This window comes from Streptomyces sp. NBC_01465 (assembly GCF_036227325.1).
GTDB lineage: Bacteria > Actinomycetota > Actinomycetes > Streptomycetales > Streptomycetaceae > Streptomyces.
This window is the reverse complement of sequence record NZ_CP109467.1, coordinates 7085914-7097785: the sequence shown is the minus strand read 5'-3', so window position 1 is coordinate 7097785 and position 11872 is coordinate 7085914. Positions and strand designations below refer to the sequence as shown.

13 protein-coding genes are annotated in these 11872 nt (G+C 71.4%); 4 read left to right on the top strand and 9 right to left on the bottom strand.

Translation table 11 applies throughout. From position 1 onward, the window contains the following. Nucleotides 1–7: 7 nt before the first annotated feature. Complete coding sequence (locus OG707_RS33250; protein ID WP_443071509.1) at nucleotides 8–406, bottom strand: PaaI family thioesterase; 399 nt, start codon at nucleotides 404–406, stop codon at nucleotides 8–10. A 110-nt stretch (nucleotides 407–516) separates the two neighbouring features. Here OG707_RS33250 and OG707_RS33245 point away from each other — a divergent pair, with 110 nt between their 5' ends. Next, nucleotides 517–1287: a hypothetical protein gene (locus OG707_RS33245; RefSeq protein WP_329124977.1), complete on the top strand. Its 771-nt coding sequence runs from the start codon at nucleotides 517–519 to the stop codon at nucleotides 1285–1287. On the opposite strand, the gene OG707_RS33240 is transcribed toward OG707_RS33245, so the two are convergent. Genes OG707_RS33240 through OG707_RS33230 form a run of 3 tightly spaced genes read right to left on the bottom strand, consistent with a single transcriptional unit; the run spans nucleotide 1250 to nucleotide 4318 of the window. Then, nucleotides 1250–2431: a cytochrome P450 family protein gene (locus OG707_RS33240; protein ID WP_329124976.1), complete on the bottom strand. Its 1182-nt coding sequence runs from the start codon at nucleotides 2429–2431 to the stop codon at nucleotides 1250–1252. The two genes, OG707_RS33245 and OG707_RS33240, sit on opposite strands and share 38 nt — an antisense overlap. Before the next feature lie 4 nt (nucleotides 2432–2435). After that, nucleotides 2436–3110 (bottom strand): response regulator transcription factor, encoded by a 675-nt coding sequence (locus OG707_RS33235; protein WP_329124974.1) that lies wholly within the window; start codon nucleotides 3108–3110, stop codon nucleotides 2436–2438. Next, nucleotides 3107–4318: a sensor histidine kinase gene (locus OG707_RS33230; RefSeq protein WP_329124972.1), complete on the bottom strand. Its 1212-nt coding sequence runs from the start codon at nucleotides 4316–4318 to the stop codon at nucleotides 3107–3109. Before OG707_RS33230 ends, OG707_RS33235 begins: the two co-directional genes overlap by 4 nt. Nucleotides 4319–4463: 145 nt before the next feature. On the opposite strand from OG707_RS33230, the gene OG707_RS33225 reads away from it, so the two are divergent. Next, a complete protein-coding gene (locus OG707_RS33225) occupies nucleotides 4464–4670 on the top strand; it encodes a hypothetical protein (RefSeq protein WP_329124970.1) in 207 nt (68 codons plus the stop codon). Here OG707_RS33225 and OG707_RS33220 read toward each other — a convergent pair whose 3' ends face one another. Further along, nucleotides 4671–5285 carry a dihydrofolate reductase family protein gene (locus OG707_RS33220; protein ID WP_329124968.1) on the bottom strand — a complete coding sequence of 205 codons (615 nt, stop codon included), beginning with the start codon at nucleotides 5283–5285 and terminating at the stop codon, nucleotides 4671–4673. Nucleotides 5286–5355: 70 nt separating this feature from the next. Next, nucleotides 5356–6174, bottom strand: coding sequence for an AIM24 family protein (locus tag OG707_RS33215; protein ID WP_329124966.1), 819 nt, complete (start codon nucleotides 6172–6174; stop codon nucleotides 5356–5358). Nucleotides 6175–6321: 147 nt separating this feature from the next. On the opposite strand from OG707_RS33215, the gene OG707_RS33210 reads away from it, so the two are divergent. Continuing rightward, nucleotides 6322–7044 (top strand): SDR family NAD(P)-dependent oxidoreductase, encoded by a 723-nt coding sequence (locus tag OG707_RS33210; protein WP_329124964.1) that lies wholly within the window; start codon nucleotides 6322–6324, stop codon nucleotides 7042–7044. A 97-nt stretch (nucleotides 7045–7141) separates the two neighbouring features. On the opposite strand, the gene alc is transcribed toward OG707_RS33210, so the two are convergent. After that, complete coding sequence (alc, locus tag OG707_RS33205) at nucleotides 7142–8254, bottom strand: allantoicase (protein ID WP_443071428.1); 1113 nt, start codon at nucleotides 8252–8254, stop codon at nucleotides 7142–7144. Nucleotides 8255–8256: 2 nt separating this feature from the next. After that, nucleotides 8257–9600, bottom strand: a complete 1344-nt coding sequence (gene allB / locus OG707_RS33200) for an allantoinase AllB (RefSeq protein ID WP_329124962.1) — start codon at nucleotides 9598–9600, stop codon at nucleotides 8257–8259. 219 nt (nucleotides 9601–9819) lie between these two features. On the opposite strand from allB, the gene OG707_RS33195 reads away from it, so the two are divergent. Then, entirely contained in the window at nucleotides 9820–10620 is an 801-nt protein-coding gene (locus OG707_RS33195) for an IclR family transcriptional regulator (protein ID WP_329124960.1), read from the top strand. Between the two features lie 9 nt (nucleotides 10621–10629). On the opposite strand, the gene OG707_RS33190 is transcribed toward OG707_RS33195, so the two are convergent. Next, nucleotides 10630–11841, bottom strand: coding sequence for a cytochrome P450 (locus tag OG707_RS33190; RefSeq protein ID WP_329124958.1), 1212 nt, complete (start codon nucleotides 11839–11841; stop codon nucleotides 10630–10632). Between the last annotated feature and the right edge of the window lie 31 nt (nucleotides 11842–11872).

Sequence of the window (11872 nt, the reverse complement as noted above, 5' to 3'; positions counted from 1 at the left end):
CGTCCTCTCAAGACGGCTGTGCGGACAGTACGGTGCCTTGCGCGACGGCGCAGAGTGCCTCGGCGCCGTCCTCCTTCACGGTGAACAGCTCGCAGCGGACGGTGGCCTGGCGGCGACCCGCGTGGACGACCTGGGCGCGGGCGGCGAGGCTGACGCCGGTCGCGGGCCGTACGTACTGGATGGAGAAGCCGCTGGTCAGGACGGCGGATCCGAGGGCCGTACCGGCGGCGAAGGTGAGGGCGTTGTCGGCCGCGTACGCCAGGACCCCACCGTGCACGAAGCCGTTCTGCTGGAGCAGCTCCTCGCGGATGTCGATCTCCAGGACGGCCTTCCCGTCACCGAACTCGGCGATCCGCGCCTGGACGAGACGGCTGAACGGCTGGCCGTCCAGGGTCTTGCGGGCCATTTCCAGATCAAGTTCCGGCACGGTCGCTCCTCCTTCAAGATCGGACAGCTCACCCTAACTCCACTGCCGCCCGGCGCACTTCTACTCTTGTGGTGGGGAGGCGAGGCCAGGTGTTCAGACGGTGGTGGTTCGTGGGGCAGATGCGCCCGGCCCAGGGTGCGGGCGCGGTGCGGGGCAAGGGGCTGAGCCGGGAGGCGCAGCACCTGGTCATCGAGGAGTGGGAGGCCGCGTACGAGCGGCTGCAGCGGATCTCCGCCGAGCGGGTGGCGGCGGTGGGCGACATCCTGCGCGAGGCCGAACTCCCGGTCGGGGAAGCCGAATTGGATGCCGTGGTCCGGCGCGACTACCAGTGGGCGCTGGACGCCTTCGCCGCCGCGGGGAAGGTCCTCGACGAGGCCGGCGATCTGCCCGACCTGGCGGCAGCCGCCGTCCTCGCCGAGCGGGCGCTGGAGCGGTTCGCCGCCGTCCACGCCCGGCTCGCCGGGGCGGCGCATCCGCCGAAGCCGGCGGAGCGCTGCTACTACAACCCCCTCCATGCGGCCGCCGAGCGCCCGCACCGCCCGGAGCGGCGCAGCGCCAAGCGCCGGATCCGGCCGCGCGGGGCGGCGGCCGACCGCCGCCCCGGGTGCGCCTCGTGCCGCAAGGCGATCCTGGCGGGGCAGGCGCCCGACGTGCTGCCCGCGCTGATCCCGGTGAAGGTGTCGCGGCTGCGCCGGGTCCGGGTGCTGGTCCCGTACTACTCCGTACCGCAGAAGTGGTCGCTGTGGTCGCTCTCGGCCTGTGGCGCGTACGGGGACGAATGGCCGGCCCTGGTGCTGCGCGGCGAACACCGGCGGCGCTCCGTCACCAGCGCACCGGCAGGCGGCGCACGCCGCGCATGAGCATCCCGGGGATCCAGTCGTACGGGGCACGGTCGGGGTCGAGGGCGAGGTCCGGGCAGCGCTCCAGGAGCGAACGGACGGCGATCCTGCCCTCCATGCGGGCGAGCGGTGCGCCCAGGCAGTAGTGGATGCCGTGGCCGAAGGCGAGATGGCCCTGCGTCTCGCGTTGGATGTCGAAGCGGTCGGGGTCGGCGTACTTGTCCGGGTCGCGGTCGGCAGCGGCGAGGGCGACGAGGACGGTGGCGCGCGCCGGGATGACGGAGCCCGCGACGGGGACGGGTTCGCGGGTGAAGCGGAAGGTGGCGCCCTCGACCGGGCCGTCGTAGCGGAGCATCTCCTCGACGGCGTTGTCGATCAGGCTCAAGTCGGCGCGCAGGGCGGCCAGTTGGCCCGGGTGGTCGAGCAGTGCCCGTACCCCGTTGGCGATCAGATTGACGGTCGTCTCATGGCCCGCGACGAGCAGCAGGAACGCCATGCCGACGAGTTCGTCGGGCGAGAGGCGGTCACCGTCCTCGTGCACGGTGCGGATCAGGGCGCTCATCAGGTCGTCGCCGGGGCTGCAGCGCTTGTCCTCGATGAGCTCGACGAGGTAGGCGGCCATCGCGGCGCCCGCCTCGCCCTCCGCGTCCGGGCCGGTCGGGGCGACGATCTCGTTCGACCACTTGCGGAAGCTGTCGCGGTCCAGGTCGGGCACCCCGAGCAGTTCGCAGATGACGGTCATGGGCAGCGGGAAGGCCAGCGCGTCGACGAGGTCGGCGGGGCCGCCCGGTGCGGCGAGCATCGCGTCGAGGAGTTCGTCGGTGATCTGCTGGATGCGCGGGGCGAGCTGCTCGATGCGGCGCGGGGTGAACTCCCGCACCACCAGCTTGCGCAGCCGGGTGTGGTGCGGCGGATCGGACTCCAGCATGTTGGCGTTGACGGCGCTGGTCTCCCAGTCCCATTCGCCGTTGGCGCGCCAGTCCTTGGAGAACCGCGGGTCGGCGAGCGCGGCCCTGGCCTCCTCGTGGCCCACGAGCATCCAGAACGGCATGCCGTTCTGGTGGACCACCTCGTGAACGGGCCCTGCATCACGCAGTTTCGCGTAGTACGGATAAGGATCGGCGACGAAGTCGTCGCCCCATGCGGCAAGATCGATGTCCACCATCGGGTCAGCCTACGTCGCCGCCCTCGTCGAGGATCCCCGCGTCGTGAACCAACAGCGCGATCTGGACACGGTTGTTGAGGCCGAGCCGGGACAGGATCCGCGAGACGTGCGTCTTCACGGTCGGCAGGCTCAGATACAGCGCGGCGGCGATCTCCGCGTTGGACTGTCCGCGCCCGACCGCGACCGCCACCTCCCGTTCCCGGTCGGCGAGTTGGGCGAGCCGGCCGCGCGCCCTGCCCTGCCGGTCGTCGGGGGCCGCGCCCGCCACGTGCGACATCAACTGCCGTGTCACCGCGGGTGAGAGGACGGGGTCGCCGCCCGCCACGCGCCGTACCGCGGCGACAATCTCGACGGGCGGTGTGTCCTTCAGTACGAATCCGGCGGCGCCTGCCCGCAGCGCGCGCAGCACCTGTTCGTCGGCGTGGAACGTGGTGAGGACGATGACGTCGGGTGCGCCGGGCCGGGCGCGCAACTGCTCGGTCGCCGTCAGCCCGTCGACGCCCGGCATCCGGATGTCCATGAGGACGACATCGGGGCCGAACCGTCCGACCGCCGCCTCCACCTCGCTGCCGTCGGCGGCCTCCCCGACGATGTCGATGTCCTCGGCGCCGCCGAGCATGAGCGAGAGTCCGGCGCGTACGAGCGGGTCGTCGTCGACGATGAGCAGCTTGATGGTCATGCGGGCCACGGTAGCCAGGCGCCGACGAGGAAGCCGCCCTCCCCCGTCGTTCCGTGGTCGAGGCGGCCGCCGGCGAGGGTGGCGCGTTCCGTGAGCCCGATGAGCCCCTGCCCCGATCCGGGGACCTTCTCGAACTCGCCGACAGGGGCCGGATTGCGCACCTCGACGGTGAGTCCGTTGCCGGGGCTGCCCTCGACGGTGACGGTGACTTCCGTTCCCGGGGCGTGCTTGCGGGCGTTGGTCAGACCTTCCTGGGCGATCCGGTACGCGGTCCGTCCCGTAGCGGCAGGGACGGCGCCCGGGTCGTCGACCCGTAGATCCAGGGCGACCTTCATTCCGGCCTGCCTCGACTCGGCGACCAGCGCTTCGAGAGTGACGAGGGTGGGCTGCGGCCGGTGCTCGTCCCCCTCGCCCGGCGCCCGCAGCACCCCGATGATCTCGCGCAGGTCCTGCAGCGCCTCATGGGCGCTGTCCCGGATGACGCCCGCCGCTCGGGCGACCTCGGCGGGCGGTGCGTCGGGGCGGAATTCGAGGGCGCCCGCGTGCACGCTGAGCAGGGTCAGCCGGTGGGCGAGCACGTCGTGCATCTCCCGTGCGATGGCCTCACGGGCGAGCCGCTGGGCCTGCTCGGCACGGAGCTCCGCCTCGGCCTCGGCGCGCAGGGCGCGTTCCTGCAGTACGACCAGGAGCTGGCGCCGGGAGCGTACGAACATCCCCCACGCGATCACCAGCAGCACCAACAGCGCCCCGACCAGCGTCGAGGCGAGCCAGCTCGTCGTCGGGTCGGGCCGCAGCCAGGCGCTCAGTGGCCCGCCGAGCACGGCGGCGCCGCCGATGATCGCCACGGGCTTGAACGGCCGGTGCACGGCGAGACTGAACAGCGCCACGAGCAGCGCACCGGCGGCCAGCGGCTCCACCAGACCGAGGACGAGGAGCCCCACCGCGAGCCCGACCGGCCACCGCCTGCGCACCCACAGCGCACAGCAGGCGGTGGCGCCCGCGATCTGGTCGGCCAGCGTCACGAGGTCGGAGTTGTTGGCCTCGGAGACCGTGTCGAGCGCCAGGATGCCGATGCCCGCGGCGATCAGGAAGGCCGTGATGTCCACGATCCAGTCGCGCGCGGTACGGCGCGGCCGCTCCCCGTCGGTCGTCAGCGCCGGATCGGCGAGGGAGGAGGGCAGCAGCCAGGGGTAATCCGGACGCGTCATATCGACAAAACTACGCAGGCGGCGAGGCGAATGCGGCCCCCGGCCGCCGAGTACAGACCAAAGTTTCCGCGGCTCAGCCTTTCGGACCGGGCAGAGCGCCCGACGGCCGATACCGGTGGGGGCGCGCCGCGGACACGCTGTCCGTATGAAGAAGATCTTCGAGGTTGCCGGGTTGCTCCTGCTGATCCAGGGGGTGGGCGGGCTGCTGCACGAATGGTTCGACTGGTTCCCGCTGACGGGCCTGGTGACCCGGCTGGGATTCCTCAATGGCTACGAGGTCTTCGCCGACATCGTGCTCACGGTGGTGGGCTGCGCCGTGCTGATCGCCTCGGATCGGGTCACCGACCGCTGACTAGACGGCGAAGCTCCCGTACGCGGGCCGGCCTGCGAGGTCGTACGTGGAGATCGTGACGCCCTTGCTCGTGACGCGCGAGGCGGTGTGCCGGAACGCGGTGGGCGTGGCGTAGTCCGCGAAGAGGCGCTTGCCGGCGCCCAGGACCACGGGGAACGTCATCAGGTGGAGGGTGTCGATCAGGTCGTGCGCCATCAGCGACTGCGCGAGGGCGCCGCTGCCGTGGATCTGCAGCTCGCGTCCCGGCTGCTCCTTCAGCGCGGTGACGTCCTTGACCAGGTCGTCGGCGCCGATGATCCGGGTGCCCTCCCAGTCGGCGCTGGTCAGGGTGGTGCTCGCCACGTACTTGGGGAGGGCGTTGAGGCGGGAGGCGACCGGGTCGGCGGGGTCGGTCATCTTCGGCCAGAAGGAGGCGAAGATCTCGTACGTACGGCGGCCGAGCAGGAAGGCGTCGACCCGGGAGAAGTTCTCGGTGACGAAGGCGCCGAAGTCCTCGTCGTCGTACGGGAAGGTCCAGCCGCCGTGCGTGAAGCCGCCGCTGGGGTCCTCCTCGGGGCCGCCGGGCGCCTGGTAGACGCCGTCGAGGGTGAGGAACTGGGTGAGGGTGATCTTCATGGCGCGGGCCCTTCTCCGTCGTGGGGAGCTCTTGCCTTTCTGACTCCACCCTCACCCGGAATTCATCGCTCTATCCGACGCCCGTCGAGAACAGACCGCCGGTCGGCCCCTGCTTGTCGCCGCCCTGGGCCTTCTTGAGGGCGTTGGCGAGGCCCTCGATGGTGAGGGACTGCAGGATGACGCGGCCGTTGCCCTCCAGGGTGGCGAGGGAGAGGCCCTCGCCACCGAAGACGGCGTTCATCATGCCCTGGCGGTTGAGGCCGCCGATGCGCTGGACGCCGTACTCGATGCCCTCCTCGAAGGCGACGATGCAGCCCGTGTCGACCTCGATGCGGCCGCCGAAGTCGGCCGGATTGAGATCGATGAAGTTGCCCGCGCCGCAGATGATCACGGTGCCGCGGCCGGTGAACTTCTCCAGGACGAAGCCCTCGCCGCCGCTGCGGCCGGTCTTTCCGCCCTGCCAGGCGATGCCGAACTCGACGGTGGACTCGGCGGCCACGAAGGCGTCCTTCTCGGCGAACCAGGCGCGGCTGCCGTTCAGCTCCAGGGCGCGCATCTCGCCGGGGAGCACACCGGCGAAGCCGACGGTGCCCTCGCCGCCGGTGGAGGTGAAGTACTGGAAGGCGAGCGACTCGCCGGCCAGGGCGCGCTGGCCGACCTGCATCGCGGTGCCCATGGCCTGGCGGAGCATGCCGCCCATGCCGGCGCCCTGGCCGCCCTGCGGGGCGCCGCCTCCGCCGCTGCCCGGTCCGGAGAGGCGGGTCTCCATCGTCACGTTGGACGTCTTGAAGAGGAACTTGCCGGCCTCGCAGTAGACGGTCTGGCCGGGCTGAAGGCTGACGACGGCCATCTGCATGGCGTTTCCGACGATCTCTTGCTGCAGGGTCACAGCGGGTTCTCCTGACGAGTGGTGCGGGGGTTCCGGCTGGTCAACCGTACTCGGCGTCCGATTCCCGCCGGTGCTGCGGAGGCGCTGCGGCTTTTATTGAGCACGCAACCACTTCCCCCTCTACTTCCACTGAACAAGGGAACGAAGATGTCTTCACTGAACGGCAAGACGGCACTGGTCACGGGCGGCAGCCGGGGCATCGGCGCGGCGGTCGCCCTGCGGCTGGCGCAGGAGGGCGCCGATGTGGCGATCACCTACGTACGGAACGAGGAGGCGGCCCAGGAGGTCGTCAGCAAGATCGAGTCGGCGGGGCGGCGGGGCCTCGCGCTGCGGATGGACGCGGCGGGGGCGGTCGAGCGGGCCGCGGAGGAGTTCGGGGGGCTCGACATCCTGGTGAACAACGCGGGCATCGGGGTGCTCGGCCCGATCGGGGACCTGTCGGTGGAGGACGTGGACCGCACGCTGGACATCAATGTGCGCGAGGTCTTCCTGGGTTCGCGGGCGGCGGCCGGGGTGCTGCGGGACGGGGGCCGGATCGTCTCCGTGGGTTCGGGTCTCACGCAGTACGCGGGCGGCCCCGGCGGCACGCTGTACGCGATGAGCAAGTCGGCGCTCACGGGCCTGACGAAGTCCCTGGCGAGGGAGCTGGGCGGCCGGTCGATCACGGTCAACCTGATCCACCCGGGCCCGATCGACACGGACCTCAACCCGGCGGACGGCCCGTACGCGGAGCCGCAGCGGGCCGGAACGGCACTGGGCCGCTTCGGCGACCGCGACGAAGTCGCCGCACTGGTGGCGTACTTGGCGGGCACGGAGGCGGCGTACGTGACGGGCGCGGAGATCGCGGTGGACGGGGGCCACGCGGCGTAGGCGACCTCCGGCCGCTTGTCCTCAATCGCCGGGAAAGATCAAGCCCCTCCGGCGATTGAGGAGCGGGGGTCCGGGGGCAGAGCCCCCGGGGCGGGGATCAGCCGCCGAGCTCCGCGTGGCGCGCAGCCAGAGTCGTCGCGCCCTCCGGCGTCAGGCTGCCGAAGAGGCGCAGTCGCGAGATCCCGCCGTCGGGGTAGATGTCCACCCGGACATGCGTCCCGACCACGGGCGCGGGCAGCACGAACCGGTGGTTCGTGTCCGGCTGGAGGCGGGTCCGGGGAAGGATCTCCGTCCACTCCCCCTCCTCGCCGTCGCGCAGCGAAAGCGCCGCCCAGCCCGCCGAGTTGCCCTTCAGATACGCCGTGTCGATCTCGACCGCGCGGATCTCGGACTGGGCCACCAACTGATAGCGGATCCAGTCATTGCCCTTGTCGCGACGCCTCCGCGTCTCCCAGCCGTCGTCCATCTTCCGCGAGCGGCCCGGCTGGATGGTGTTGGTGGCCGGGGAGTAGAAGCGGTCGGAGGCGTCCTCGACCTGGCCGCCGTTCTCCAGGGCCACCACGTCGAACGTGCCGAGCGCCGTCAGCCACGCCGGGTCGGGGGCGACCTCGCCGTAGACCCGCAGGCGCGCGATGCCCCCGTCGGGGTGCTGGTTGACCCTTAGATGCGTGAAGCGCTGCTCGACGCCGACCTCGAAGCCGTTCGCCGCGTGGCCGCCAATGGCCGTACGGGGAACGAGAGTTGTCCACTTCACGTCACCCGACAGCAGGTCGTCGGGCGACGGGGAGCCCGCCACCGACGCCGCCTCCACCGAGACTGCCTGCGGGTAGTTGCCGCGGAAGTGGGCGGTGTCGACGACGATCCCCCGGATCACACCCGGCGCCCCCAGCCGTACGAGCGCCCAGTCGTGGTCGTCCTCCGTCGGGTGCGGCTCCGCGGCCGAGGCGCCGCGCCTGCGCCGCGTCTCCCAGCCGTCCATGATCTTGCCCTTGTGGCCGAAGCGCTCGGGGTCGAAGTGCGCGGGCTCGGGTATGAGCATGTTCTCGCGCTCGGCGAAGAACTCGTCGTTCGCGGCGATCACGCCCGCGCCGAGCCGGCGGTCGGCCAGGTCGACGAGCGCGGTGAAGGGGAGTTCAACAGTCCGGTAGTCGGCGTACGGGTCGCCGCCGCCGTAGGGGCTGGCGTCTCCGGTGAAGTGAGCGGTGACCACGGTCAGTTGTTCCTTTCGAGGAGGCGGCCGGCGGGCTCGGCGAAGGTGCCGCCGTCGAGGATGCGCTCGCCGTGCAGCCAGGTGGACCTGACGACGCCGTGCAGGGTCTTGCCCGCGTACGCGGTGACCCGGTTGCGGTGCTGGAGCTCCGCCGGGTCGACGGTGAAGGTCTCTTCGGGTGCGAGGACCGCGAAGTCGGCGTCGCGGCCGGCCTCGATCGCACCCTTCTGCGTCAGGCCGACCAGCTCGGAGGTGCGCGTCGACATCCAGCGCACGACGTCCTCCAGGGAGTGGCCGCGCTTGCGGGCCTCGGTCCAGATCGCCGGGAGGCTGAGCTGGAGGCCGGAGATGCCGCCCCACGCCGTCGCGAAGTCGTCCGTCTTGAGGTCGGCGGTCGACGGCGAGTGGTCGGTGACGATGCAGTCGATGGTGCCGTCGGCGAGGGCCGCCCAGAGCAGGTCCTGGTTGGCGCTCTCGCGGATGGGCGGGCAGCACTTGAACTCGCTTGCCCCGTCCGGGACTTCCTCGGCGGTGAGCGTGAGGTAGTGCGGGCAGGTCTCGACCGTGAGCCGTACGCCCTCGCGCTTGGCGGCGGCGATCAGCGGCAGCGCGGCGGCGGACGACAGGTGCAGGACATGCACTCTGGCCCGGGCGCCGATGCGCTTCGCGACGGCGATGAGGCCCTCGATCGCCACGTTCTCGGAGACGGGCGGCCGGGTCTGCAGATAGTCCGCGTACTTGGGGCCGCTCAGGTGCGGGGCGACGTCCAGCTCGTGCGGGTCCTCGGCGTGCACGATCAGGAGCCCGTCGAAGCCGGCGATCTCCGCCATGGACGCGGCCAGCCGCTCCTGGTCGAGGTGCGGGAACTCGTCCACGCCCGACGGCGACAGGAAGCACTTGAAGCCGTAGACCCCGGCGTCGTGGAGCGGCTTGAGGTCCGCCACGTTGTCCGGCAGCGCGCCGCCCCAGAAGCCGACGTCGATGTGCGCCTTGGCGGCGGCGACGTCCTTCTTCGTACGGAGGTTGTCGACCGTGGTGGTCGGCGGCAGGGAGTTGAGGGGCATGTCCACGAGCGTGGTGATGCCGCCGGCCGCCGCCGCGCGCGTGGCGGTCCAGAAGCCCTCCCACTCGGTGCGGCCCGGGTCGTTCACATGCACATGCGTGTCGACGAGGCCGGGGAGCAGGACGTCGTCACCGAAGTCCTCGATCCGCGCACCGGCCGGGACCTCGGCGTCGTACGGCAGGACCGCCGCGATCGTCCCGCCGGACACGGTGACCGTCGCGGCCCGTGTCCCCTCGGGGGTGATGACGCGCGTGGAGCGCAGCACAAGGTTGACGTCGGACACCCGAGGCCCTCACTTCCGTACAGCGGAAAATCAACAGTCTGTTGACGGAGTCTTCACTCCGGGCGGATCCCCGTCAAGAGTCACCCTTCCTCTTGGAGGTTTCCACAATATGAAAGAGATATTTCGCAGTGCAGAATGTAGTGATCTACGCGAGGGGTAGGCCCGACCCTGCCCGGTAGGCTGCTGACCTGCCTGCCCGCCTCGAAAGGAACCGCGCCCGTGCCGACCTCCAGCGCCACCGACGCTTCCAAGCCTGCCGCCGCCGGCGGGGGTGTCCAGTCCCTTGAGCGCGCCTTCGATCTTCTCGAGCGAATGGCCGACGCCGGGGGCGAGGTCGGCCTCAGCGAGCTCTCCGCCAGCAGCGGTCTGCCGCTTCCCACCATCCACCGTCTGATGCGCACGCTGGTGGCCTGCGGCTACGTACGACAGCAGCCCAACCGACGCTATGCGCTGGGCCCCCGGCTGATCCGGCTCGGCGAGTCGTCGGCGCGGCTGCTCGGGACCTGGGCGCGCCCGTATCTCGCGCGCCTGGTCGAGGAGACGGGCGAGACCGCGAACATGGCGCTGCTCGACGGGGACGAGATCGTCTACGTCGCGCAGGTGCCCTCCAAGCACTCGATGCGGATGTTCACCGAGGTGGGCCGCAGGGTCCTCCCCCACTCCACCGGCGTGGGCAAGGCGCTGCTCGCGCACACCCCCGCGGAGGAGGTGCGGGCCCTGCTCGCGCGGACGGGGATGCCGGCCGCGACGGAGAAGACGATCACCACGCCCGAGGGGTTCCTGGACGCACTGGAGCTCGTACGGCGCACGGGGTACGCGGTCGACGACAACGAGCAGGAGATCGGGGTCCGCTGCCTCGCGGTTCCCGTGCCCAACTCCCCCACTGCCGCGGCGATCTCGATCTCGGGCCCGGCGGGCCGGGTGACCGAGGCCGCCACGGAGAAGATCGTGCCGATCCTGCAGGGGATCGCCCAGGAACTGTCGGCCGCTCTGGCGAGCGCGGGCACTCCGCAGGCCTAGTCCGTCCTTTCACCAGGCGACGGGGAGCGCCTTCAGTCCGTAGACGATGTTCTCGGTGCTGTAGGCGAGCTCCTGCTCCGGTACGGCCAGGCGCAGTCCGGGGAGCCTGCGCAGCAGCGTCTCCACGATGATCTGCAGCTCGGCCCGCGCGAGCGGCTGGCCCAGGCACTGGTGCACGCCGAAGCCGAAGGCGACGTGGCGCCGCGCGTCCCTGGTCAGGTCGAGCTCCTCCGGGTCCGTGGCCCCCTCGCCGCCGAACATGTCCGGGTCCCGGTTGGCGGTGGAGAGCATGCAGATGACCCCGTCGCCGGCCCGGACCGTGCGCCCGCCGATCTCCACGTCCTCGGTGGCCGCCCTGCCAAGACCGAGATGGATGATCGTCAGCCAGCGCAGCAGTTCCTCCACGGCTCCGGGTACGAGCGCCGGGTCGGCCCGCAGTGCGGCCGCGCGATCCGGGTCGCGGAGCAGCGCGAGCATCGCGATCGCGCTCATGTTGGCGGTGGACTCGTGCCCGGTGACCAGCAGCAGGAAGCCCAGCGACGCGGTCTCCTGAGCGTTGAGGTCCTCGCGGGCGACCAGGCGGCTGAGGATGTCGTCGCCGGGGTGGTCCGCCTTGTGGGCCGCGAGCCGCGCGAGATAGTCCATCAGCTCGTGGTGGGCCTCGGCGGCGCGTTCGCGGGTGGTGGTGTTGTCGAGCAGGGTGCGGCTCAGCGACTGGAAGAGGTCGTGGTCCTCGTACGGGACGCCCAGCATCAGACAGATCACGAGGGACGGGACGGGGAGCGCGAAGTCGCCGACCAGATCGGCCGGTTGGCCCTTGGCGAGCATCCGGTCGATCGTCTCGTCGACGATGGCCTGGATACCGGGGCGCAGCGCCTCGATCCGCTTGACCAGGAAGTCCTTGGTGACCATGCGGCGCAGGCGGGCGTGCTCGGGGTCGTCCATGCGGATGAAACTCGGCTTGGCGGTGGCCAGTTGGCGCTGCCCCGGCGAGAGGAAGGGAAAGCCGGGGGTGCGGGCGTCGGCGCTGAAGCGGGGGTCGGCGAGGACGGCGCGGACCTCGCTGTAGCCGGTCACCAGCCAGCAGGGGGCGCCGTCGGGGAGCGCGGCCTCGGTGATCGCGCTCTCGCGGCTCGCGTGCGTGTAGGCGGGCGGCGGATCGAAGGGGCAACTGCCGTACGGGGCAGGGAGGGTGAGGGCTGGGGCGGGGGCGGTCGTCACGGGTGGGGTCTCTTTCGCGGGCGGCGGCGGG